Below are 24,138 nucleotides of genomic sequence, written 5' to 3'. Positions count from 1 at the left end.
AAATTTAGGAGCTTATAATGAGTCGTTTAGAAAAACATATAGAGAGAAGATATAAAAAGCAAAGAAAAAGATTTATACTAAAGTTAGTATTTATCGCAACAATGACAGCTTTAACTAGTATATGTTTAGTTATAGTATATGATAATGCTAATACTATGTTAGGTAATTCTACATTTATAGATGCTAGTACAGAGATATTAGAAAGTTTAGGTATATATATAAAAAATCAAATTAGTAGCTTTAAATGATATTACTTTTAAAATTTGTAAATAAAAGAAATAAAATAGGACTTAAGTTGATACTTAAGTCTTATTTTATTTCTTTTATTTACATAAATGCGGATATATTATAAAATAAAAGCTATGATATTAATAATAAGGAGGAATAAAGGTGGACAATAAACAAAGTAGAACTAGAAATTTTAGTATAATAGCGCATATAGATCACGGGAAGTCTACCTTAGCTGATAGATTAATACAGAAAACAGGTCTTGTTAGTGATAGAGAAATGAAAGATCAGTTATTAGATAATATGGATCTTGAAAGAGAAAGAGGAATCACTATAAAGTTACAAAATATAAGATTAGTTTATAAAGCTAAGGATGGAAATGAATACTTCTTAAATCTTATAGATACTCCAGGTCACGTAGACTTTAACTATGAGGTATCTAGAAGTTTAGCAGCTTGTGAAGGTGCATTATTAGTAGTGGATGCAGCACAAGGTGTAGAAGCTCAAACTTTAGCTAATGTTTATTTAGCATTAGATCAAGATTTAGAAATATTACCAGTTATAAATAAGATAGATTTACCAAGTGCTAGACCAGATGAAATAAAGGCAGAGATAGAAGATATAATAGGTCTTGATGCTAGTGAAGCTCCACTTATATCTGCAAAAAGTGGATTAAACATAGAAGATGTTTTAGAAGCTATAGTAAAAAATATACCAGCTCCTCAAGGAGATAAAGAAGCGCCATTAAAAGCTTTGATATTTGACTCATACTATGATGCATATAAAGGTGTTATAGCTTATGTTAGAGTTTATGAAGGTACTGTTAAAAAAGGTATGACTATTAAGATGATGAACACTAATAAAACTTTCGAGGTAACTGAAGTTGGTGTTATGGCTCCTGGACAAAGAGAACTTGATGAATTAGCTGCAGGTGATGTTGGTTATATAGCTGCCAGCATAAAGGATATAAGAAGCTGTCATGTGGGAGACACAATTACTGATGCAAATAATCCTACTGAAAATTCATTACCAGGTTATAAGAAAGCTACTCCAATGGTTTATTGTGGTATATATCCAGGTGAAGGTGAAAAGTATGAAAATGTGAGGGATGCATTAGAAAAGATGCAAGTTAATGATGCTGCTCTTGAGTTTGAGTCAGAAACATCGGCTGCATTAGGATTTGGTTTTAGATGTGGATTCTTAGGTCTTTTACATTTAGAAATAATACAAGAAAGATTAGAAAGAGAGTTTGATCTGAACTTAGTTACAACTGCTCCTTCTGTTATATATAGAGTTACTAAGACTGATGGAGAAATAGTAATGGTTCAAAATCCAGCAAACTTACCAGAAGTATCTGAGATAAAAATGATAGAAGAGCCAATTGCAAAAGGTGATATCATTGTTCCTAAGGATTATGTAGGTGTAGTTATGGAGCTATGTCAAGAAAGACGTGGAACAATGTTAAATATGGAATATATAGATGAAAAAAGAGTTATGCTTCACTATGATCTTCCGTTAAATGAAGTTATATATGATTTCTTTGATGCATTAAAATCAAGAACAAGAGGATATGGCTCTCTAGATTATGAGATAAAAGGATATGTTCCTTCAGATCTTGTAAAACTTGATATATTAATAAATAAAGAGCAAGTAGATGCTTTAAGTTTTATAGTTCATGAAAGTAGAGCTTATCCAAGAGGTAAGGCTATGTGTGAGAAGTTAAAGAATGAAATACCAAGACATCAATTTGCTGTTCCAATACAAGCAGCGGTTGGAAATAAAGTTGTTGCAAGAGAGACTATAAGTGCACTTAGAAAAGACGTTCTTGCTAAGTGTTATGGAGGAGATATTTCTCGTAAGAAAAAGCTTCTTGAAAAACAAAAAGAAGGTAAGAAACGTATGAGACAAATAGGATCTGTAGAAGTTCCACAAAAAGCATTTATGTCTGTACTGAAATTAGATGATTAATATTAAATTTAAATAAAATAAAAAAACAGATACATAAAAATATGTGTCTGTTTTTTTATTTAATAAGATATTAAGATATGTAACCAATATATTAAATTTAATAATTAAAGAGAAGCTGGTAATACTAAATATGTAAAAAAATATATTTTTTATTATATTTGGTAAGGAGGCAGCTTATGAGTAATGGATTAAAGAAGACCTTAGGATTGGGAACCGCATTATCTACCGTAATAGGGCTAGTAATAGGTTCTGGTGTGTTTTTTAAACCTCAAGCAATATATACTACAACAAATGGTGCTCCAGGTCTTGGTATAATATCTTGGATAGTAGGTGGTATTATAACTATTATGGCTGGTCTTACGGCAGCGGAAGTATCAGCAGCTATTCCTAGAACTGGAGGCATGATGGTATATATAGAAGAAATATATGGAAAAAAGTGGGGCTTTTTAACAGGATGGATGCAAACTGTATTATTTTTTCCTGGTACAATAGCAGCTATAGCTGTAATATTTGCTCAACAATGTGCAGAGTTATTTGGATATTCAGCAACGAATATGTCTATAGTTCTTCCTATTGCTTTGGGTATAATAATACTATTAGCTCTTCTAAATAATATAGGATCTTCTTTTGGTGGTGCTATACAAAATATAGCAACAATAGGTAAATTATTGCCATTAATATTAATAATAATATTTGGATTTATAAAAGGTAATGGAGGTAATAGTGTATTTTCACCATTAGTTGGGCCTGGAGTAAATGCAAGTACTGCAATGGGACAAGTACTTATTGCAACTTTATTTGCATATGATGGATGGATAAATGTAGGGGCTATAGCGGGTGAAATGAAAAATCCAGGTAAGGACTTACCGACTGCAATAGTTGGAGGTTTATCTGCGGTTATGGCGGTATATATAATTATAAATTTAGCCTATTTGAGAGTTGCAGATGCATCAGAATTAGCATTAGTTACATCACCAGCAACATTGGTAGCTACAAGATTATTTGGTGATATTGGAGGAAAGATAATAACAATAGGTATATTAATATCTGTATTTGGAACACTAAATGGTTATCTTCTTACAGGACCTAGAATACCATATACTTTAGCTAGACAAAATATAATTCCAGGTAGTAAAGCATTATCAAAAGTAAATAAAGGAGGCTCTCCTACAAACTCAACTTGGCTAGTTGCTATATTAGCTTGTATATATGCTTTATCTGGACAGTTTAACTTATTAACAGATTTAACTGTATTTATAGTATGGGTATTTTATGTACTTACTTTTATAGGTGTTATAAAGTTAAGAAAAGATAATCCAGACTTAGATAGACCATATAAGGTTCCTTTATATCCTCTAATACCAATAATAGCTATAGTTGGAGGGTTATTCGTTATAGTTAATCAATTAATTACTGCTACGATTATAGCATTAGGAGGAATAATTATAACTTTAATAGGTATTCCAGTATATAGTTATATGTCTAAAAAAAATGAACATTAAAATTTTAATAGAAAATAATATTTAAATTGAAAAAAATGGGTAAAATAAAATAGATTAAAATATAAGTTCTATATAAAGTGTTTTTAGGCTTATATTTTAATCTTTTTTTATTATATAGAAATTTATATAACTATAATATGGTAAAAATAAGATGACTTAGAGTAAAATATAAATTACAAAAATAGATATTAAGGTAGGTATTTGAATGTTTGGATTGTACATACATATTCCATTTTGTGTAAAAAAATGTAACTATTGTGATTTTAACTCATTTAAATTAGATAAGAATCTAAAAAGTACATATTTAGAAGATTTAAGGAAAGAAATGGAATTATATAAAAATGAAGTAAGCGAAGAAATAACAAGTATATTTTTAGGCGGAGGAACTCCAAGTATACTAAATGGAGGTGAAATTAAATATATATTTAAATCTATAAAAGAAAATTTTAAGGTAAGTGATAATGCAGAGATAACTATAGAGTGTAATCCTGGAACGTTAACTGTAGATAAACTTAGAGCAATGAGAGAGTGTGGGATAAATAGGCTTAGTATAGGCTTACAAGCGACTCAAAATAATCATTTAAAATATATTGGAAGGATACATAGTTATGACGAGTTTGAGAAAAATTATAAAGAAGCTTTAAAAGAGGGATTTAAAAATATAAATGTAGACTTAATGTATTGTCTTCCTAATCAGACATTTGAGGAGTGGAAAGAAAGTTTAGAAAAGATAACGCATTTAAATCCGACTCATATATCTGCATATTCTTTAATATTAGAAGAAGGTACAGAACTATACAACATGCATCAAAGAAAAGAATTTAAACTTATGGATGAAGATACTGATATTGATATGTATGAATATACAATAAATTATCTAAATTCAAAAGGATATAAACAGTACGAAATATCAAATTATGCTAAAGAAGGATTTGAATGTGAGCATAATATACTTTACTGGAAGTGTGAACATTATATAGGATTAGGACCAGGTGCTTCTGGATATATTAAAAATATTAGATATGGAAACGTATGTGATTTAAATGAATATCATAAAATGATTGAAAAAAATGAAAAACCTATAGAAAGTAAAGAGATACTTAGTAAACAAGATAGTATAGAAGAGAAAATATTTATGGGTCTTAGAATGAATGACGGAATAAAATTTAATGATTTTAAAAATAAATTTAATATTGATTTTCTAGAAGTTTATAAAAGTCAATTAAGAGATTTAAGTGAAAAAGGATTAATATCTATAACTGAGGAAAGTATGAAATTAACTCAAAGAGGACGAGAAATATCTAATAGTATATTTATTGAATTTATGAATTAATAGTAAAAGTGTTGACAAAATAACTTTATAGTGATATAAATTAAATATAATCTTTTTAGCACTCGGATTTAGTGAGTGCTAACAGCAGGGAGGTGCAAGGATGGAATTAAATGAAAGAAAGTTAAATATCCTTAAAGCAATAATAAAAGACTACATAGATACTGCCGAAGCTGTAGGATCAAGAACTATATCTAAAAAGTATAACTTAGGTGTAAGTGCAGCTACGATAAGAAATGAAATGGCAGATCTAGAAGAATTAGGATATTTAATCCAACCTCATACATCTGCTGGTAGAGTACCAACGGAAAAAGGTTATAAATTATATGTAGATACACTTATGGCAACTAGTGAATTAAGTGACACAGATAAAAAGATGATTGAAAAATGTGTTCGTGATAATATAAATCACATACAAGATCTTATTCATGAAACTTCAAAGTTATTATCTGAGCTTACAAACTATACAACTATAGGATTTGCAAAAAACTTAGTTAATTATAGCACTATTAAACATATACAATTAGTTAGTATGAATGAAAATAATATTTTATTAATTGTAGTAACAGACAAAGGTGATATAAAGAAAGAAACTATATCCACTAAAGTTTATTTAGAACAAACAAAATTGAATATAATTTCTGATAATTTAACTAAAAAGCTAGGTGGAAAAACAATAACTCATTTAGACGATAGATTTGTAGCATTTATAAAACATGAAATTGGAGAGTACTCTAATTTAATTGATCAACTTATAAATGCGTTGAATTCAAATTTATCAAGTGAAGAGCTTTATATGACTTTAAGTGGAGCTACAAATATATTAAGCTATCCAGAGTTTAATGATGTATTAAAGGCAAGATCTTTTTTCAATATGCTAGAGGAAAAAGATAATATAACTAAGATGACAAAATCTAAAGGTATATTAAAAGATAATACAAATATAATTATTGGTAGTGATAATGAAGTTGCAGAAGCTCAAGAATATAGTGTTGTCACAACCACATACAAAGTTGATGAAAACTCAGTAGGAAGAATAAGCTTTATAGGGCCTACTAGAATGGATTATTCTAGGATTTACTCTATAATAAGTTATATCAACTTACTGATTAATAATAAAAAATAAAAATTGAGGGGTGCAGTATCTTGGAAAAAAATATTCAACAAGATGAAAAAGATACTTTAGTAAACGAAGAAGTGGAAAATCAAGAGGTTAATACACAAGACGTTAGTGCTGAAGAATCAACTGAGTCTAGCCAAGATGATAATGTAATAGACATAAATACGAGGTTAGATGAAGAAAAAATGAAAGAAGAATTAACTAAAGAAAAAGAAAAATATCAAAGGTTGCAAGCAGAATACTCAAATTATATAAGAAGAACAAATCAAGAGAAAGAAACAATTGGTTTATTCGCTAATGAAAAAATAATAACTGAACTTATACCAGTTATAGATAGTATGGAAAGAGCTGTTGAAGCTTGTGATAATAAAGAAGATAATTTATTTGAAGGTATAAACTTAGTTCATAAGCAACTTAAGGATACATTAGCTAAATTTGGTGTGGAGGAAATAGAAGCAGAAAATGCTGACTTTGATCCAAATCTACATTTAGCAGTTATGCAAGAAAGTGTAGATGGCATAGATGCTAACAAAGTAATAATGGTACTTCAAAAAGGTTATAAGTTAGGAACTAAAGTAATAAGACCTACAATGGTTAAAGTTTCTTGCTAAGTAAAATGTAAGTAAATTTATAAAAATTTAAATTATAATAAATCACTTAAGGAGGATATAAATTATGGGAAAAGTAATAGGAATAGATTTAGGAACAACTAACTCTTGCGTTGCAGTACTTGAAGGTGGAGAACCACAAATAATAGCAAATACAGAAGGTATGAGAACTACTCCATCAGTAGTAGCTTTCACTAAAGATGGAGAAAGAATAGTAGGAGAACCTGCTAAAAGACAAGCGGTTACAAATGCAGATAAAACTGTAATATCAATAAAAACTCATATGGGAACAGATTACAAAGTTAACATAGATGGTAAAGGATATACTCCACAAGAAATATCAGCTATAATATTACAAAAATTAAAAGCTGATGCTGAAAGTTATTTAGGTCAACCTGTAACTGAAGCTGTTATAACAGTACCAGCTTACTTTACAGATGCTCAAAGACAAGCAACTAAAGATGCTGGTAGAATAGCAGGTCTTGATGTTAAGAGAATAATAAATGAACCAACTGCTGCAGCTTTAGCATATGGTATGGATAAATTAGATCAAGAAAAGAAAATATTAGTATTTGACTTAGGTGGAGGTACTTTTGACGTATCTATACTTGAAATAGGTGATGGTACTTTCGAAGTTTTAGCTACTGCTGGTAATAATAGATTAGGTGGAGATGACTTTGACCAAGTTATAATAGATTATTTAGCTGATGAATTCAAAAAAGCTGAAGGTGTAGATTTAAGAAATGATAAAATGGCTCTTCAAAGATTAAAAGAAGCTGCTGAAAAAGCTAAAAAAGAATTATCTTCAACAATGAGCTCAAACATAAACTTACCATTTATAACAGCTACTGCAGAAGGTCCAAAGCATTTAAATATAGATTTAAGTAGAGCTAAATTTGATGAATTAACTTCTCATTTAGTTGAAAAAACTATGGAACCAACAAAAAGAGCATTACAAGATGCAGGATTATCTACATCTGATATAGATGATGTATTATTAGTAGGTGGATCTACAAGAATACCAGCTGTTCAAGAAGCTGTTAAGAAGTTTATAGGAAAAGATCCTCATAAAGGTATAAACCCAGATGAGTGTGTTGCTGCAGGTGCTGCTATACAAGCTGGTGTTTTAACTGGTGAAGTTAACGACTTATTATTATTAGACGTAACTCCATTATCATTAGGTATAGAAACTTTAGGTAATGTATTTACTAAAATAATAGAAAGAAATACAACTATACCAACTAAGAAGTCTCAAGTATTCTCAACTGCTCAAGATAACCAAACTGCTGTTGATATACATGTTCTTCAAGGTGAAAGAAGTATGGCTTACGACAATACTACTTTAGGTAGATTCCAATTAACTGATATACCACCAGCACAAAGAGGAATACCTCAAATAGAAGTTACTTTTGATATAGATGCTAATGGTATAGTTCATGTTACTGCTAAAGACTTAGGAACTGGAAAAGAACAAAAAGTAACTATAACTTCAGGAACTAATTTAAGTGAAGAAGAAATAGAAAGAAAAGTAAAAGAAGCTGAAATGAACGCTGAAGCTGATAAGCAAAAGAAAGATAAAATAGAAGCATTAAATCAAGCTGAATCTACTATATATCAAACAGAAAAGACTTTAAATGAAGTTGCTGATAAAATAAATGCAGATGACAAAGCTAATGTTGAAGCTGCAATAGCTGATTTAAAAGCTGTAAAAGATAGAGAAGATGCTACAGCTGAAGAAATAAGAAAAGCTATGGATGAAGTAATGAACAGATTCCAAAAAATATCTGAACAAATGTATCAAGCTGCAGCTCAAGAACAACAAGCACAAGGAGCTTCTCAAGAAGGGCCACAAGATGATAATGTTGTAGATGCTGACTTTACAGAAGTAAATGACGAAAAATAGGTTACAAAAACAGAGTAATTTTATATAATAAAATAGAATGTTAAATCTGTTAAATATAAAGAATAATAGCTTGTAGTTTTAATATTCTACAAGCTATTATTTTGTAAGATAAAGGTGGTGACAAACTTGAGTACTAAAAGAGACTACTATGAGGTACTGGGTGTAGGTAAGAGTGCTGATGAGAAAGAGATAAAAAAAGCTTATAGAAAACTAGCAATGCAATATCATCCAGATAGAAACCCTGATAATAAAGAGGCAGAAGAAAAGTTTAAAGAAATAAATGAAGCTTATGAAGTATTATCAGATGAAAATAAAAGAAGAACTTACGATCAATTTGGCCATGAAGGTGTAAATGGACAAGGCGGATTTGGTGGTCAAGGATTTGGAGGCTTCTCAGGGGGAGCTGGAGGATTCGAAGACATATTCGGGGATATATTTGGAGATATGTTCGGAGGTGGATTTGGTGGCTCAAGCCGTCAAAGAAGAAGAGGTCCTGAACGTGGAGCTGATATAAGACAAAATGTAACTATAGATTTTGAAGAAGCTGCTTTTGGTAAGAAAGTTTCAATAAAGATAAATAGAAGTGAAGAGTGTAATGAATGTCATGGATCTGGTGCAAAACCAGGTACATCTAAGAAAACTTGTCCAACATGTAATGGTAGTGGAGAAGTTAGAACTGTTCAAAGAACTCCTTTTGGTAACATAGCAAGCTCTAGAACATGTAGCGAATGCCATGGAGAGGGAGAAATTATAGAATCACCATGTAATAAATGTCATGGAACAGGAAGTACTAGAAAAGTTAAAACTATCGAAGTAGATATACCTGCTGGTATAGATGATGGTCAAATGATTAAGCTTTCTGGTCAAGGTGAAATTGGATCGAAAGGTGGTCCAAGAGGAGACCTTTATATAGTTGTAAATATTAAGAAACATTTATTATTTACAAGAGAAGGATATGATGTATACTTAGAAATGCCAGTATCATTTTCACAAGTTGCTTTAGGTGGAGAAATAGAAGTGCCTACATTAGATGGAAAGGTATCATATAATGTACCGGCTGGAACTCAAACTGGAACAGTGTTTAGACTAAGAGAAAAAGGTATACAAAAACTTAGAGGAAGCTCTAGAGGTGACCAATATGTTAAAGTAGTGGTTGAAACTCCAAAGCACTTAACAGATAAGCAAAAAGAACTTTTAAGAGAACTTGCTAAAGAGTCTGGTGATGAGGTTCATGAAAAAAAGAGGACATTCGGACAAAAAATAGAAGATATGTTTAAGAAAAAATAAAAGCTGTATTAATTAGGATAAAATTTAATTATAATAGTTCAGAGTTTAGATAATTGTTTACTTTGAACTATTATAGTTAAAATACCTAACTAATACAGTTTTTTTATTAAAATAGTAGAAGTATAAAATATTACTCATTCATGATTTCTATATAATTTAAATAATAATTTAAAATTGTATAAAAGAATGTTATAAAAGATAATAATAAATATGATATAATAAAATTTACGGAAAAATAGGAAATTTAATAGTAAAGGATGGACATAAATATGAAATGGATTGAAGTGACTATAAAAACTACTACGGAAGCTGTTGAAGCTATAACTAACATATTAGATGACTTAAGAACGGGTGGAGTTATGATAGAAGACCCTAAGGATTTCTTCTTCCAAAAGAAAAATGAACTAGATTGGGACTATGTTGAGGAAGAAGTTTTTAATAAGAGAAACAGCGAAGGTGTATTAATAAAAACATACATATCAGAAGAAAGAAATGTTATGGAATTAGTGGAAACTATAAAACAAAAAGTTTCATCTTTAACTGGATTTGGTATAGATATAGGTGAAGGAAGTGTATCTTTAGGACAAGTTAATGAAGAAGATTGGGCTAATGAGTGGAAAAAATACTACAAGCCTACTAAAATAGGAGAAAAATTAGTTGTAAAACCAACTTGGGAAAACTATGAAGTCCAAGAGGGAGATTTAGTAATAGAATTAGATCCAGGTATGGCATTTGGAACAGGAACTCATGAAACTACTACAATGTGTATGAGAGAACTAGAAAAGTACGTAAGAGAAGATTCTAAAGTATTTGATATAGGATGCGGAAGTGGAATACTTGCTATAGCTGCTGCAAAACTTGGGGCTAAAGATGTAATAGCTGTTGATTTAGATGAAGTAGCTGTAAAGGTAGCAGCAGAAAATGTTGCTCATAATAATGTAGAGAATTCTGTTAAGGTTCTTCATGGAAACTTAATAGATGTGGTAGATGATAAGGCTGATGTAGTTGTAGCTAATATAATAGCTGATATAATAAAAATATTAGCAAAAGATGTTCATAGTTGTATGAAAGAGGATGCAGTATTTATATCATCAGGTATAATACATGCTAAAGTAGATGAAGTTAAGGAAAGTTTAATAGAAAATGGATTTGAAATAGTTGAAGTAAAAACATTAGGCGAATGGAATGCAATAGTTGCTAAACTTAAGTAGGTGTAGTTTATGGATAGATTTTTTATAGAAAAGAAAAATATTAATTTAGAAGAAAATACTTGTATTATCGAAGGTGAAGATGTAAAACATATTTCAAAGGTGTTAAGATGTAAAATCGGAGAAAAAATAGAAGTATGCGATAAGGATAACACGGAGTATATTTGTGAAATTACAGATATAAGCAAGGATTTGGTGGAGCTAAATATACTTAATAAGGTTGAGATAAAAAGAGAAGCTGATGTAAGAGTAAGACTATATCAAGGGCTTCCTAAAGGACCTAAAATGGAAATGATATTACAAAAACTTACTGAAGTTGGTGTAGATGAAATAATATTAGTTCAAACTAAAAGAAGTGTAGCTAAAGTTGATGATAAAAAAGAAGATAAAAAAATAGAGCGTTGGGAAAGAATTATTTATGAAGCTGCTAAGCAAAGTAAAAGAGGTATAATACCAAAGCTAAGAGGTGTTTTAAGCTTTAAAGAAGCTTTAGAAGACATGAAAAATAATGACATGAATATATGTCCTTATGAAAATGAAAGGACAGTATCAATAAAAAAGGCTATAAAAAATGCAGAAATAAGTAGTATAGGAATATTCGTAGGACCAGAAGGTGGAATTACAGAAGATGAAATTGAAAATGTTCAAAAAATCGGTTCACATGTAGTTTCATTAGGTCCTAGAATATTAAGAACAGAGACAGCATCAGTTGTTGCATCGTCTATAGTTTTATATGAACTAAGTGACTTAGGAGGAGATGAATAAAGTGAAAAAAGTAGCTTTTTACACACTAGGATGTAAAGTAAATCAATATGAAACAGAAGCCATGCTTGAGATGTTCAAAAAAGATGGATATGAACAAGTTGGAAGTGAAGAATATGCAGATGTATATGTTATAAATACATGTACAGTAACTCATATGAGTGATAGAAAATCACGTCAATATATAAGAAGAATGAAAAAGAAAAATCCAAATGCAATAATTGCAGTAGTTGGATGTTACTCACAAGTTTCTCCAGAAGAAATACTTGAAATAGAAGAAGTAAACCTTGTAATGGGAACTAATGAAAGAAGAACAATAGTAGAAGAAATAAAAAAATTAGAGGAATCTAAAGGCGAGAAAAAAGCTAGTACTGTTGATGATATAATGAAGGTAAGAGCTTTTGAAGAAATTGAAATAAGCCAATCAAATGGAAGAACGAGAGCATTCATGAAAATTCAAGATGGATGTGATAGATTCTGTACTTACTGTATAATACCTTATGCAAGAGGTGGAAAAGTAAGAAGTAGAGATATTGAAAGTATAGTTAATGAAGCAAAGACTTTAGCTGAAAATGGATATAAAGAGGTTGTATTAACAGGTATACATGTTGCTTCTTATGGTAAAGATTTAAGAGAAAGTAATTTAAAACTTTTAGATGTAATAAAAAGAATTAATGAAATAGATGGAATTGAAAGAATAAGGACAAGTTCAGTTGAGCCAATTTTATTTACAGATGAATTTGTAAGTGAAGTTGCTAAAATGAAAAAAGTATGCCCTCACTATCACTTATCATTACAAAGTGGGTGTGATGAAACGTTAAAAAGAATGAATAGAAGGTATACTACAGAAGAGTATAAAGCCATAGTTAATATATTAAGAGAAAAAATACCTAATGTAGCAATAACTACAGATGTAATAGTAGGTTTCCCTGGAGAAACTAATGATGAGTTCAACAAAACATATGATTTTTTAAGGGACATAGAGCTTTCACAAATGCATGTGTTTAAGTATTCACCAAGAAAAGGTACTCCAGCATCTACTATGGAAAATCAAATTGATCCTCAAATAAAACAATTTAGAAGTGATCAGCTTATAGCCTTAAGTAAAACAAACTTTAATAAGTTTGCAGAAAAGTTTATAGGAAGTGACATGGAAGTTTTATTTGAAACTAATGTAGTGGACAATAAATACGAAGGACTAACTCCTAACTATATAAGAGTAGTTGTTGAAAGTAATGAAGATATACATGGTAAAATACTAAAAGTTAAATTAACTGACATAAAAGATGAATATGTTGAAGGTATTTTAGTATAAGATGTAGAATTATTACTTATTGTATAGATAGGAGGTGTTATAAAGAAAATGAGTTGTATATTTTGTAAAATTATAGATGGTGAAATACCATCACAAAAAGTTTACGAAGATGAAAAAGTCATCGCATTTAATGATATAAATCCAGTAGCACCTTATCACATATTAGTTGTTCCAAAAAAACACTATGAAAGCATAATTGATATAAGTGAAAATGAAATGGAGATTGTTGCACATATTCATAATGTGATAAATAAAATAGCTAGTGAGAAAGGTTTTGATAAATCTGGATTTAGAATAATTAATAACTGTGGAGAAGATGGTGGACAAGAAGTAAAACACCTTCATTATCATGTACTAGCTGGCAAGAAATTACCTTTATATGAAGCACAGAACAAATAATGTAATCAAAAATGTATTCTTCTTTACGAAAAATACTTGATAAAAGTATATTTTTAGTTTATAATAAACAAAGTGTGAGGTTGTAATGCATATTATGCAGATTATAATCGTAGTTACAGTCCCAGCATAATTCGCGCTATCGGAGGGAGGGAAAAAGAAATGTCAGAAGTAAGAGTAAGAGAAAATGAAACATTAGACAGTGCTTTAAGAAGATTTAAACGCCAATGTGCTATGTCTGGCATCATGTCTGAAGTTAGAAAAAGAGAGCACTATGATAAGCCAAGCGTTAGACGTAAGAAAAAAGCTGAAGCTGCAAGAAGAAAAAACGCTAAGAGATAGTAAAAAAGAATAAAGAGGTGAAGGGAATGTCCCTTAAAGAAAAGTTACAAGAAGATTTGAAGTCTTCCATGAAGAACAAGGATACAGTAAAAAAGTCTGTAGTAACTTTAATAAGAGCTTCTATTAAGCAATACGAAGTAGACAATAGGGTTGAACTTGAAGATGATGCAATCATCGACTTAATTGCAAAGCAATTAAAGCAACGTAGAGATTCTTTAGTTGAATTCCAAAAGGCTAATAGAGATGATTTAGTAAGTGAAACAGAAGCTGAAATCGAAGTTTTAAAAGAGTACCTACCTCAACAGTTAAGCGAAGAAGAATTAAACGAAATAGTAAAATCTACTATATCTGAAGTAGGAGCAACTTCTATGAAGGATATGGGAAAAATTATGGCAGCTATTAAACCTAAAACAAAAGGTAGAGCTGATGGAAAACTTATAAATGAGTTAGTTAAAAATAACTTACAATAGATTAAAAGCCTAGAGATTATCTCTAGGCTTTTTTATTGTATGAAATAATAAATTTAATCATAATGCCTATACCTTGTACATATTTATAAAATAAATAAGTTAATAAAATGAGGTGGATAATTTGATTATATCAATAAAAGAAATAAGGAATTTTCTAATAAGTATATTAATACCACTATTAGTAGGCTATTGCAGCTCTGTGATCGCTAATTTATTATCAGGTTTGGATGTAAGTACATACTATTCTCAACTTATAAAACCTGGTTTTGCACCCCCAGGTTATATATTTCCCATAGTTTGGACTATACTATATACATTAATGGGAATATCATCATATATAGTTATGAAAAAAGGGTACGATTTATATAAAGTAAAGGATGCTATGTTTTTTTATTGGTTGCAGTTAATTTTAAACTTTATGTGGAGTATATTATTTTTTGGACTTGATTTAAGGTTTACATCATTGATAGTAATAATTATTTTATTAGTAATAGTTTTAATTATGATCTTTAAGTTTTATAAAATAAATAAAGTTGCAGCTTACATAAATATTCCATATATATTATGGCTAATATATGCTTTATTTTTAAGTTATTTTATATGGATAATCAATAAATAATATTATGGAATATAAAAAGGGAATGTCTCAGAATATGTAATGTTTTGAGACATGCCCTTTTATATTATGAAGATAGTTAAAAGCTTTTTTAGAATAAATATAACTCTTGAACATATATAGAACAAGCATCTATCGTAATATATAATCCTTTATTTAAATTAACTTTACCGGAACTATCTTTGAAATTATACTTAAATTTATATGACTCTGGAATATTCATATAAGAATAAATATTTAAATAATCTCTGTCAAATACTAGCATATTAAAATCATCTTTGAGTTTTTCTTTAAGGAAGGATTCTGAATAAGTTCTTGCTTCTTCATTAGTCATTATTGGAGATGTTTCTAAAGGATTTTTTAACACTTGATACATATAAAAAACAGAAGTGTTTTTATATGAAATTCTTATTTTTATAGAGCGGTCATAACAATCAAAAAAATATTGATAAAATTTATTATTAGGATCATTATCAAAAAAAATCTCACAAGTTTCATCTTTTAAAACACTATCCTTAAAATAGTAGTCAAAAAATAGTTCTACAGATTTAATACATATTTCTCTTATTTTGTTTTCAGATGGGTTAGAATCTAAATAATCAGAATCTCTTATACATGATAGACTAAAATTTTCTATTTCATTATACTTATTTTGAATAATAGGAAGATAAGAATTAATATAAGATGTAAATGCAAAATAACTAAATATTAACCTATTTATATATTGTTTACAGTATCGGTCTTTTATCCGAGAAAATAAAGTTTTTAAATCAGAAATTATTTCGAAGAAAAGCTTAAATAAATATTTAATGTTTTTATTAAAATCTTTATTTAAATCAACATCGTTTACGTTTTGTAGTATTAGCACATCTTGGTATAAATATTCATATAAATAACACAGAGTTTTAATATTTATTAGATTTTCATTTTTAATAGTTATAAATAGAGTTTTTGTTGATGAATCATTATATTTTATAAGATCACTTATAATGAAATTACAATAAACGCATTTTTGAACTATGTCGGCTAAGTCTTTTTTCATATAATTTCTCCTTTCTTATTAAGAATAAAGTTATATATAAATACCTTATTCTTAATATAAATATAAGTTTACAAAGTAAATACAAGTAATTTAACTAAATTATGAACATAGAATATATTAAGGAGGTATGCTAATGATTGATATATCAACTGATCTACAAGTAACTCAACCAACAATAACTATTGTTGGTAATACATTTGTAAGTATAGAAAATTATTTATCAATAGTAACCTATGATACTGATTTAATAAAAATAAAGACAAAAGTTAAAACGATAAAAATATCTGGTGAAAAACTTCTATTAAAATATATAACTGATGGGGAAATTGGAATAAAAGGATTGATATACAATGTGGAATATATAGATTAGGAGGAGATACAAGTGATAAGTTATATAAGGGGGTACTATGTTGTAACTGTAGAAGGTGTTGGTACGGAACGGTTTTTAAATTATCTTATAAGAAATAATATCAATGTATATAATGTAAATCGAATAAGTAATACCAAGATACAGTTTTGCGTAGATAGAAAAGATATAAGTGATTTTAAAAAGGCATATAGAGGAAGTAACTTTCAAATTAAAGTAAAACAAAAGACTGGGATACCTTTTGTTTTAAAGAGAATATATAAGTATAAAGGTATGTGGATTTGCGCTATAATATCCTTAACAATTTTAATGACCACATCTCAATTTGTAACAGATATATATATAGACTGTCCAGAGGGAATAAAACAAGAAGAGGTTAGAACTGAGCTTTATAAATTAGGATTAAAACCAGGTATATATAAAAAAAATATAGATAGAAAAAAAATTAGAGATAGTATTATGGTAACATTTGAAGATGTAGCATACATATCTTTAAATGTAAAAGGTACAAATGTTTTTGTAACTATAACAAAAAAAGCAGAAACACTGTCATCAAAAGAGGAATCAAATTATTGTAATATAATTGCAGAAAAAAATGGTATAATAGAAAAAGTAATACCTAGAAGTGGAAATTCAGTAGTTGCAGAAGGAGATATAGTACAAAGTGGAGACCTACTTGTAAGTGGATCAAATACTAAATCCTTACCAGAAGTTTGGGCAACTACTTTTTACGAAGTTAAAAAAAGTGCAAGCTATATAGAAAATAAAAAGGAAAAAACAGGTAAAAGTAAAAATGTATATACCATAAGTTTCTATGATAAAATTTTTAATATAAGGAAAAACATAAAGTATAAGGATTATATAATAGAAAATAAAGAACTAAAATTAAAAATAGGTAATTACACTTTTCCTATAAAAATAAAAGTAAGTACTTTTTATGAAGTAGAAATTACAAAAATAGAAAAAGATGAAAATGAATTGAAAAAAGAATTAAAAGAGCAAGCTTTAAAAGAATTAGATTACATAATACCAGCTTCTGCTAAGTATACAGATGTAAAAGATAAATATAAAATTAATAAAAATGTGTTAGAATACATAGTAACAGTATATACTAGTGAAAACATAGCAAAAGTTTATCCACTTAGTAAATCTGAAGCAGAACAATTAATAATTGATGAGAACAAAAGTAAAGAAGAATCAGGAGAAGTTGTTCCATCAGATCCAAGCAGACGTTTGATAAATGACATAAGGAATGAAATTCAAGAAGGTAATGATGAAAGTGATGAGAATGAAAATTCTAATAACTGAAATTAAAATACTCAAGGAGGAATAAACCAATTGATAATACAAAAGAAATTTTTAGTATCTGAAGAAAGATTTGAGAGAGAGTTATTTGGAAACTTTGATGAAAATGTTAAATTAATTGAGGAAGCATTAAGTATAGATGTTATATTAAGGGAAGGAAATATAGTTTTAATGGGAGAAGAAAAGAATGTAGACTCAGCATTAAAACTTATGAATGAACTTCATCAAGCTGTATCAAATGGAAAAACTTTAGATAAACAAAATATATCATATTCATTATCACTATTATTAGAAGGTAGTGAGAGTAGAATAAAGGAATTAGAAGATACAATAGTAATTACTCAAAAGGGGAAATCTGTTCAGCCAAAAACATTAGGTCAAAAAGACTATGTAAAGTTAATTCAAAATAATGATATTACTTTTGGTGTTGGACCTGCAGGTACTGGAAAAACATACCTAGCTGTAGCTATGGCAGTTAAAGCTTTTAAAAAGGATGAAGTTAGTAGGATAATTCTTACTAGACCGGCAGTAGAAGCTGGAGAAAGTTTAGGATTTTTACCTGGAGATTTAAAAGACAAAGTAGATCCATATTTAAGACCATTATATGATGCTCTATTTGATATGATAGGACCTGATAAGTTTAATAAATATTTAGAAAGAGGTACTATAGAAGTAGCACCATTAGCTTTTATGAGAGGTAGAACATTAGATAATGCTTTTATTATACTAGATGAAGCTCAAAATACAACTCCAGAACAAATGAAAATGTTCTTAACTAGGCTTGGATTTGGTTCAAAGGCTGTAGTAACAGGAGATTTAACTCAAACTGACCTACCTAATAAAAATAAAAGTGGATTAATTCAGGCTACAAAGATATTAAAAGATGTTCCAGGCATAGGAAGCATAGAGTTAAGTGATAAAGATGTTGTAAGACATGAATTAGTTCAAAGAATAATAAGAGCTTATAATAAATTTGACAAAGAAGAAGAAGTTAGAAGAAATAAAATACAAGAGAGAATTTCTTCTAAGAATAAATAGACTTTTAAGAAAGAGATAGGTGTGACAATGGAACTTATAATAGATGACAGACAAAATAAACTTCAAGTGAATGAAGAGTTATTAGAAAAAATAAAGGATATAATACTAGAATGTTTAGATTATGAAGGATATGACGATGATTATGATATAAGTTTATCTTTTGTAGATAATAAAGAAATACATGAACTAAATAAGACATTTAGAGGTATAGATAGACCTACAGATGTTTTATCATTTCCAATGATAGATGAAGAATTTGATTTTGATATTGAATTAGAAGAAAAATCCTTAGGTGATATAGTTATTTCACTAGAAAGAGCTTTTGAACAAAGTATAGATTATAATCATAGTTTTGAAAGGGAAGTATGCTTTTTAGTTTGCCATAGTATGTTCCATCTTTTAGGTTATGATCATGATACTGAAGAAAATACTAAAGAAATGAGAGAAAAAGAAGATTATATATTAAACAAGCTAAGCATAACAAGGGAGTAGTTTTATGAAAGTAAAAAAAACTCGACAAGGAATAATAAAAGCTTTTAATGCAGCCATAGAAGGTATAATATATACATTTAAATGTGAACGTAATATGAAAATACATTATTGTTTAGCTGCAATAGTGCTAATAGGAAGTTTATTCTTTGATTTAACAAAAGTAGAAACATTGATATTACTATTTTCTATAAGTTTAGTAATTATAACTGAAATGTTTAATACAGCAATAGAAAATGCTATAGATATGGTAACTGATGAATATCATCCTCTTGCTAAAATAGCAAAGGATGTTGCTGCTGGAGCAGTTGTAATTGCAGCTCTTAACTCAGTTGTAGTTGGATATATGTTATTTTATAATCAAATAACAGATATGTCTAAATCGCTTATATTTACAATACGAAAATCTGATCCTCATGTAACTTTAATATGTATAGTTTTAGTACTTATATCAGTAGTTGTAGTTAAGGCATTAACATCAACAGGAACTCCTTTAAAAGGAGGGATGCCTAGTGGGCATGCAGCTTTAGCATTTGCAATGGCTACATCCATAACTATGATGACGGAAAGACCAGTTGCTGCAACTCTTGCATATATAATGGCTATACTTGTTGCACAAAGTAGGATAGAAGGAAAAATACATACTTTTTGGGAAACTATTGCTGGTGCACTATTAGGTATTCTAATTGGAATGTTAGTTTTCCAAATTAAGATAATTAATTTTTATTAAAAAATACTTGAATATATTTAAAAATTATCAAGTAGGCTAACATAAAAAAGAAGTCTGCAAGACTTCTTTTTTATGTTATAATGTAAGATACTAAAGAAAATGCTAATAATAAAAAATATATGTAATTAGCATAAGTATCCAGAAAAATACTGATATATTTAATTATAAAATTTAGAACGGATATAAGAATAATAAAATAATTTTAGACAAAAGGTAGGAGACACATAAATGTTCAAATCAGGATTTGTTAGTATAGTAGGTAGACCAAATGTTGGGAAATCTACACTTATGAACAATGTAGTTGGAGAAAAGATAGCGATAATGAGTGACAAACCTCAAACTACAAGAAATACAATTCAAGCAGTTTATACAGATGAAGAATGCCAAATGGTATTTTTAGATACACCAGGTATACATAAGCCTAAAACTAAACTAGGTGAATATATGGTTAAATCAGCTACAGATGCATTTAAAAATGTAGATGTAGTATTATATGTAGTGGATGAATCTAAAAAAATAGGTCCTGGAGATAGAATGATAATAGAAGATTTAAGAGGTGTTAAAGCTCCTGTTATCTTAGTTTTAAATAAAATGGACCAAATGGAAGAGAGTGAATTATTTGATTTAATGAAAATGTACCATGCGGAAGGTGTATTTAAAGAAATAGTTCCTATTTCAGCTTTAAAAGGAAGAAATACAAAAGAATTACTTAAGGTCGTACAAAAATATTTACAAGAGGGACCAAAGTATTTCCCTGATTATATGATAACAGATCAACCAGAAAGAGTTTTAGTATCAGAATTAATAAGAGAAAAAGTTCTTCACTATGTTCATGATGAAATACCTCACGGTGTTGCAGTAGAGATAGAAAAAATGAAGTCAAGAAATGATAAAGCAATTGTAGATATTTCAGCTGTAATATACTGCGAAAGAGATTCTCATAAAGGTATAATTATAGGTAAAAATGGTAGAAAATTAAAGGGAATAGGTAAGGCTGCAAGAGAAGATATCGAGCTACTTTTAGGATCTCAAATAAATCTTCAACTATGGGTTAAAGTTAAAGAGAATTGGAGAAATTTACAAAATTATGTAAGTAATTTTGGGTATACTGATAAATAAGGGTGGATTACATGGATAGGAAACAGGATATTTCCAAAGATTTGTTAAATGAAGTTAAATCTTTAATTGATAACAATAAAATATTGGAGTTAAGGGAATTGCTTGAAGAGTACCATATAATAGATATATTCGATATTATGGAGTACTTAGATGAAAATATGAAGGTTAAGTTATTTGAAGTCCTTCCAATAGATATGTCCGCTTCAATATTAGAAGAATGTGATGTAGAATTTTTTAAAACTATATTATCTAAAATAGATATAGATCATCGTAAGAATATATTAGAATTAATGTCTCTTGATGATATGGCAGATATTTTAAGCCAACTAGAAGAAGAAGAAAGAGAAGGCGTTATGGAGCTATTAAGTCAAGAAGATGCCGATGATGTAAAAGAGTTATTAATTTATGAAGAAGAATCTGCTGGCGGGATTATGACCACAGGATATATAGAAGTGAATAAAGATATGACAGCTAAAGATGCTATAGAACATTTAAGGAAGAATGCTTTAGATGCCGAAACTATATATTATATATATGTAGTTGATAACGAAGAGAGATTAGTTGGAGTAATATCATTAAGAGAATTAATAACTGCTAGAAATTCTAATATAGTAGAAGAACTAATGAGCGAAAATATTATATCTGTTTATGTTGATGAAGATAGAGAGGAAGCGGTTAGGTTAGTTTCTAAGTATAACTTAGTTGCGATTCCTGTTATAGATAGACAAAAACGATTAAAAGGTATAATAACTGTCGATGATATAATTGATGTAATGGAAGAAGAGGCTACTGAGGATATGTATAAATTTGCAGGATCTTCTGAGCATGAAGTTGACCTTATTGAAAAGGTAAACACTACGCCTAAGGAACAAATACTTTCTTCTGTTAGATCTAGAATAACATGGCTTATTATAACTCTAATAGGAGGCCTAATTTCTACAGCTATAATTTCTAATTTAGATTTTATAACAAATCCAAAGTATACACCGTTAATATTTTTTATACCAGTAGTAATTGGTATGGGTGGAAACATAGGAACACAATCGTCTGCACTAACTGTAATGACGTTATCTAATAAAAACTTAGATTATACAAATGTATTAAAAGAAGGTGCTGTAGGACTTATTACAGGTATACTATGTAGTGTCATAATAGGAGGAGCATCGTTTATATTTATAAAGGATATTAGTATAGTTTTAGCTGTATCACTATCATTATTTATAAATATGACAGTTGGATCAATGATAGGTGCATTTATGCCTGCTTTATTGAAGAGATTAGATGTAGATCCATCAATAATATCAGCACCTTTAATATCTACAATACTTGATATTACAGGTGTTACTGTGTATTTTGTAATAACTTCGCTTGTATTGTCAAAAATTGCATAATAACTTTTAATAATTTTAATGTATTATTTACCCCTTTCTTACTAAAAATATAGATATAGTCGTAAGAAGGGGGTTTTTAAAAATGGACAATTTGTATTGGAATATTTTTGAAAAGACTGGAAGTATAGAAGCCTTTTTATACTTAAATGATTTAAAGAAAATAGACGAAGAAAATAATCAAACGAGGGAGATAGATAGCAACTATGATAATCTTGAATACCCAAGGGATAGTTCTTAAAGCCGTGAGGTATAAAGAAAATGACGTAATATTAACTATATTTACCAGGAAATTAGGGAAGATAGTTGCAATGGCTAAGGGAGCAAAGAAAAATAAAAGTACCTTGCTTTCCTCAGCTCAACTATTTTCTTATGCTAATTACACTTTAAAAAAACAAGGAAATATGTATAGAATAAGTCAAAGTGATATAATTAAGAGCTTTTATGACTTATCCTATGATTTAGAAGCATTTTCATATGCTACATATATAACAAAATTAGTAGAATCTTCAACACTGGAAAATCAAACAAATAATAGATTGTTTGTATTACTTGCTCAGACCTTATATTTATATACTCAAGAAAATATAGATAAAAAGTTTATTACAAGAGCATTTGAGTTAAAATTCTTAGATTATATTGGGCTTAGACCTGTTGTAAGCAGATGTAGTAATTGTGGAGAACGAAACTCTGATGAATATGTATTTAATGTATATGAAGGTGGTATATTATGCAAGGAATGTAGTACAAATTTTACAGAAAACATGAAAATAGATATAACAACTATAAGGCTTATGGAATATATATTAAGTAATGATATATTAAGATGTAGTAAAGCAAAAGTATCTAAATATATAACTTATGAACTACAAAGAATTTTAAAGCAATACTTAATGATTTATATTGACAATGTTAATTTTAAATCGCTACACTTATTACATGAATTAGAAAACGAAAAGGGAGTGGATAAGGGTGAGTAATAAAATAACTATAGAAAGTATAGATGCTGTATATCAAAGAATTCCAAATGTAACTTATGCACAAGCTAAAGAAGCTCTACAAGTTTGTGATGGAGATGTAGTGGAAGCTATTATCTTATTAGAATCTAAAAAAGGATCAAACTCTACAAAAAAAGTTAAGAAAACTGTAGAAGAAGTGTTAGGAAAAGATGGAGAACAAATAAAATATCAATTAAAAGAACTTCTTAGAAAAAGTAGTGTAATAAGAGTTATAATAGATAAAGATGGCAAAACTATAATTAATATACCTTTAACAGTAGGCGTAGTTGGTTTAGCATTTGCAACAATACCTGCAATGATAGGTCTTTCAGCTGCTGTAATAGGAAAATATAATATAAAAGTTCAAAATGAAGATGATGGTACAACTATAGATTTAGGTGAACTAACTGAAGAAAAATTAAATATGTTAAAAGATATGATAACGAATGCAGCTAAAGAAATGAAGGATGTAGTTTCTGAAAAAAATAAAGATAATAAAGACATAACAGATGAACTTATAAAAGAAACTGAAAATCAAAAAAATGAAAATAAAGAAGAATAGTAGATATTACCTATCTATATTGACAAAATTTGAATGATTTGATAT

At 28.7% G+C, this 24,138-nt stretch carries 26 protein-coding genes; 25 read left to right on the top strand and 1 reads right to left on the bottom strand.

What is annotated here, in order from left to right:
- Positions 1–17 precede the first annotated feature (17 nt).
- From I2A66_RS11150 to I2A66_RS11080, 15 genes are all read left to right on the top strand, one after another.
- Entirely contained in the window at positions 18–248 is a 231-nt protein-coding gene (locus tag I2A66_RS11150; RefSeq protein WP_195251672.1) for a hypothetical protein, read from the top strand.
- 142 nt (positions 249–390) lie between these two features.
- Positions 391–2,196: a translation elongation factor 4 gene (gene lepA, locus I2A66_RS11145; RefSeq protein ID WP_122641300.1), complete on the top strand. Its 1,806-nt coding sequence runs from the start codon at positions 391–393 to the stop codon at positions 2,194–2,196.
- A gap of 176 nt (positions 2,197–2,372) precedes the next feature.
- Positions 2,373–3,698: an APC family permease gene (locus I2A66_RS11140; RefSeq protein ID WP_195251670.1), complete on the top strand. Its 1,326-nt coding sequence runs from the start codon at positions 2,373–2,375 to the stop codon at positions 3,696–3,698.
- Positions 3,699–3,903: 205 nt separating this feature from the next.
- Complete coding sequence (gene hemW / locus I2A66_RS11135) at positions 3,904–5,031, top strand: radical SAM family heme chaperone HemW (RefSeq protein ID WP_122641302.1); 1,128 nt, start codon at positions 3,904–3,906, stop codon at positions 5,029–5,031.
- A 100-nt stretch (positions 5,032–5,131) separates the two neighbouring features.
- A complete protein-coding gene (hrcA, locus tag I2A66_RS11130; RefSeq protein ID WP_122641303.1) occupies positions 5,132–6,154 on the top strand; it encodes a heat-inducible transcriptional repressor HrcA in 1,023 nt (340 codons plus the stop codon).
- Positions 6,155–6,174: 20 nt separating this feature from the next.
- On the top strand, positions 6,175–6,759 hold the full coding sequence (grpE, locus tag I2A66_RS11125) for a nucleotide exchange factor GrpE (RefSeq protein WP_207734765.1): 585 nt from the start codon (positions 6,175–6,177) through the stop codon (positions 6,757–6,759).
- Positions 6,760–6,823: 64 nt separating this feature from the next.
- Positions 6,824–8,659, top strand: a complete 1,836-nt coding sequence (gene dnaK, locus I2A66_RS11120; protein ID WP_122641305.1) for a molecular chaperone DnaK — start codon at positions 6,824–6,826, stop codon at positions 8,657–8,659.
- 126 nt (positions 8,660–8,785) lie between these two features.
- Complete coding sequence (gene dnaJ / locus I2A66_RS11115) at positions 8,786–9,946, top strand: molecular chaperone DnaJ (RefSeq protein WP_147515745.1); 1,161 nt, start codon at positions 8,786–8,788, stop codon at positions 9,944–9,946.
- A gap of 269 nt (positions 9,947–10,215) precedes the next feature.
- Complete coding sequence (gene prmA, locus I2A66_RS11110) at positions 10,216–11,157, top strand: 50S ribosomal protein L11 methyltransferase (RefSeq protein ID WP_122641307.1); 942 nt, start codon at positions 10,216–10,218, stop codon at positions 11,155–11,157.
- A gap of 9 nt (positions 11,158–11,166) precedes the next feature.
- Positions 11,167–11,919: a 16S rRNA (uracil(1498)-N(3))-methyltransferase gene (locus tag I2A66_RS11105; RefSeq protein ID WP_122641308.1), complete on the top strand. Its 753-nt coding sequence runs from the start codon at positions 11,167–11,169 to the stop codon at positions 11,917–11,919.
- A 1-nt stretch (position 11,920) separates the two neighbouring features.
- Complete coding sequence (gene mtaB / locus I2A66_RS11100) at positions 11,921–13,231, top strand: tRNA (N(6)-L-threonylcarbamoyladenosine(37)-C(2))-methylthiotransferase MtaB (protein ID WP_122641313.1); 1,311 nt, start codon at positions 11,921–11,923, stop codon at positions 13,229–13,231.
- A 48-nt stretch (positions 13,232–13,279) separates the two neighbouring features.
- Positions 13,280–13,630: a histidine triad nucleotide-binding protein gene (locus I2A66_RS11095; protein ID WP_122641309.1), complete on the top strand. Its 351-nt coding sequence runs from the start codon at positions 13,280–13,282 to the stop codon at positions 13,628–13,630.
- Positions 13,631–13,789: 159 nt separating this feature from the next.
- Positions 13,790–13,969: a 30S ribosomal protein S21 gene (gene rpsU, locus I2A66_RS11090; RefSeq protein ID WP_122641310.1), complete on the top strand. Its 180-nt coding sequence runs from the start codon at positions 13,790–13,792 to the stop codon at positions 13,967–13,969.
- A 26-nt stretch (positions 13,970–13,995) separates the two neighbouring features.
- Positions 13,996–14,439: a GatB/YqeY domain-containing protein gene (locus I2A66_RS11085; protein ID WP_122641311.1), complete on the top strand. Its 444-nt coding sequence runs from the start codon at positions 13,996–13,998 to the stop codon at positions 14,437–14,439.
- Positions 14,440–14,560: 121 nt separating this feature from the next.
- Positions 14,561–15,058, top strand: coding sequence for a TspO/MBR family protein (locus I2A66_RS11080; protein ID WP_147515747.1), 498 nt, complete (start codon positions 14,561–14,563; stop codon positions 15,056–15,058).
- A gap of 88 nt (positions 15,059–15,146) precedes the next feature.
- On the opposite strand, the gene I2A66_RS11075 is transcribed toward I2A66_RS11080, so the two are convergent.
- On the bottom strand, positions 15,147–16,097 hold the full coding sequence (locus I2A66_RS11075) for a hypothetical protein (protein ID WP_147515748.1): 951 nt from the start codon (positions 16,095–16,097) through the stop codon (positions 15,147–15,149).
- Positions 16,098–16,230: 133 nt separating this feature from the next.
- Between I2A66_RS11075 and I2A66_RS11070 the strand changes: the two genes are divergently transcribed.
- The 10 genes from I2A66_RS11070 (at position 16,231) to I2A66_RS17245 (ending at position 24,093) form a co-directional block, all read left to right on the top strand.
- Positions 16,231–16,467: a YabP/YqfC family sporulation protein gene (locus tag I2A66_RS11070; RefSeq protein WP_164489099.1), complete on the top strand. Its 237-nt coding sequence runs from the start codon at positions 16,231–16,233 to the stop codon at positions 16,465–16,467.
- Positions 16,468–16,479: 12 nt separating this feature from the next.
- Positions 16,480–17,772, top strand: coding sequence for a sporulation protein YqfD (gene yqfD / locus I2A66_RS11065; protein ID WP_195251668.1), 1,293 nt, complete (start codon positions 16,480–16,482; stop codon positions 17,770–17,772).
- 30 nt (positions 17,773–17,802) lie between these two features.
- Positions 17,803–18,807: a PhoH family protein gene (locus I2A66_RS11060; protein WP_147515750.1), complete on the top strand. Its 1,005-nt coding sequence runs from the start codon at positions 17,803–17,805 to the stop codon at positions 18,805–18,807.
- Between the two features lie 27 nt (positions 18,808–18,834).
- Positions 18,835–19,299: an rRNA maturation RNase YbeY gene (gene ybeY / locus I2A66_RS11055; RefSeq protein ID WP_122641247.1), complete on the top strand. Its 465-nt coding sequence runs from the start codon at positions 18,835–18,837 to the stop codon at positions 19,297–19,299.
- 4 nt (positions 19,300–19,303) lie between these two features.
- On the top strand, positions 19,304–20,026 hold the full coding sequence (locus I2A66_RS11050) for a diacylglycerol kinase (RefSeq protein WP_122641248.1): 723 nt from the start codon (positions 19,304–19,306) through the stop codon (positions 20,024–20,026).
- Between the two features lie 228 nt (positions 20,027–20,254).
- On the top strand, positions 20,255–21,145 hold the full coding sequence (era, locus tag I2A66_RS11045; RefSeq protein WP_122641249.1) for a GTPase Era: 891 nt from the start codon (positions 20,255–20,257) through the stop codon (positions 21,143–21,145).
- Between the two features lie 11 nt (positions 21,146–21,156).
- Positions 21,157–22,536: a magnesium transporter gene (gene mgtE / locus I2A66_RS11040; protein ID WP_122641250.1), complete on the top strand. Its 1,380-nt coding sequence runs from the start codon at positions 21,157–21,159 to the stop codon at positions 22,534–22,536.
- Positions 22,537–22,618: 82 nt separating this feature from the next.
- Positions 22,619–22,774, top strand: a complete 156-nt coding sequence (locus tag I2A66_RS11035; protein WP_122641251.1) for a YqzL family protein — start codon at positions 22,619–22,621, stop codon at positions 22,772–22,774.
- A complete protein-coding gene (gene recO, locus I2A66_RS11030) occupies positions 22,740–23,513 on the top strand; it encodes a DNA repair protein RecO (protein ID WP_147515753.1) in 774 nt (257 codons plus the stop codon). The genes I2A66_RS11035 and recO overlap by 35 nt, the downstream gene beginning before the upstream one ends.
- Positions 23,506–24,093 carry a DUF4342 domain-containing protein gene (locus tag I2A66_RS17245; RefSeq protein ID WP_122641253.1) on the top strand — a complete coding sequence of 196 codons (588 nt, stop codon included), beginning with the start codon at positions 23,506–23,508 and terminating at the stop codon, positions 24,091–24,093. The genes recO and I2A66_RS17245 overlap by 8 nt, the downstream gene beginning before the upstream one ends.
- The last annotated feature ends 45 nt before the right edge of the window (positions 24,094–24,138 follow it).

The sequence above is a fragment of the Romboutsia sp. 1001713B170207_170306_H8 genome, assembly GCF_015550495.1.
Lineage (GTDB): Bacteria > Bacillota > Clostridia > Peptostreptococcales > Peptostreptococcaceae > Romboutsia_E.
The sequence above is the reverse complement of the archived record's forward strand: the minus strand, read 5'-3'. Positions and strand labels throughout refer to the sequence as shown.

Coding starts and splice junctions, on each gene's coding strand:
- I2A66_RS11150 (WP_195251672.1), top strand. CDS start 18: ATGAGTCGTTTAGAAAAACATATAGAGAGAAGATATAAAAAGCAAAGA.
- I2A66_RS11140 (WP_195251670.1), top strand. CDS start 2,373: ATGAGTAATGGATTAAAGAAGACCTTAGGATTGGGAACCGCATTATCT.
- hemW (WP_122641302.1), top strand. CDS start 3,904: ATGTTTGGATTGTACATACATATTCCATTTTGTGTAAAAAAATGTAAC.
- hrcA (WP_122641303.1), top strand. CDS start 5,132: ATGGAATTAAATGAAAGAAAGTTAAATATCCTTAAAGCAATAATAAAA.
- dnaK (WP_122641305.1), top strand. CDS start 6,824: ATGGGAAAAGTAATAGGAATAGATTTAGGAACAACTAACTCTTGCGTT.
- prmA (WP_122641307.1), top strand. CDS start 10,216: ATGAAATGGATTGAAGTGACTATAAAAACTACTACGGAAGCTGTTGAA.
- I2A66_RS11105 (WP_122641308.1), top strand. CDS start 11,167: ATGGATAGATTTTTTATAGAAAAGAAAAATATTAATTTAGAAGAAAAT.
- I2A66_RS11095 (WP_122641309.1), top strand. CDS start 13,280: ATGAGTTGTATATTTTGTAAAATTATAGATGGTGAAATACCATCACAA.
- rpsU (WP_122641310.1), top strand. CDS start 13,790: ATGTCAGAAGTAAGAGTAAGAGAAAATGAAACATTAGACAGTGCTTTA.
- I2A66_RS11085 (WP_122641311.1), top strand. CDS start 13,996: ATGTCCCTTAAAGAAAAGTTACAAGAAGATTTGAAGTCTTCCATGAAG.
- I2A66_RS11075 (WP_147515748.1), bottom strand. CDS start 16,097: ATGAAAAAAGACTTAGCCGACATAGTTCAAAAATGCGTTTATTGTAAT.
- I2A66_RS11070 (WP_164489099.1), top strand. CDS start 16,231: ATGATTGATATATCAACTGATCTACAAGTAACTCAACCAACAATAACT.
- ybeY (WP_122641247.1), top strand. CDS start 18,835: ATGGAACTTATAATAGATGACAGACAAAATAAACTTCAAGTGAATGAA.
- I2A66_RS11050 (WP_122641248.1), top strand. CDS start 19,304: ATGAAAGTAAAAAAAACTCGACAAGGAATAATAAAAGCTTTTAATGCA.
- era (WP_122641249.1), top strand. CDS start 20,255: ATGTTCAAATCAGGATTTGTTAGTATAGTAGGTAGACCAAATGTTGGG.
- mgtE (WP_122641250.1), top strand. CDS start 21,157: ATGGATAGGAAACAGGATATTTCCAAAGATTTGTTAAATGAAGTTAAA.
- I2A66_RS11035 (WP_122641251.1), top strand. CDS start 22,619: ATGGACAATTTGTATTGGAATATTTTTGAAAAGACTGGAAGTATAGAA.
- recO (WP_147515753.1), top strand. CDS start 22,740: ATGATAATCTTGAATACCCAAGGGATAGTTCTTAAAGCCGTGAGGTAT.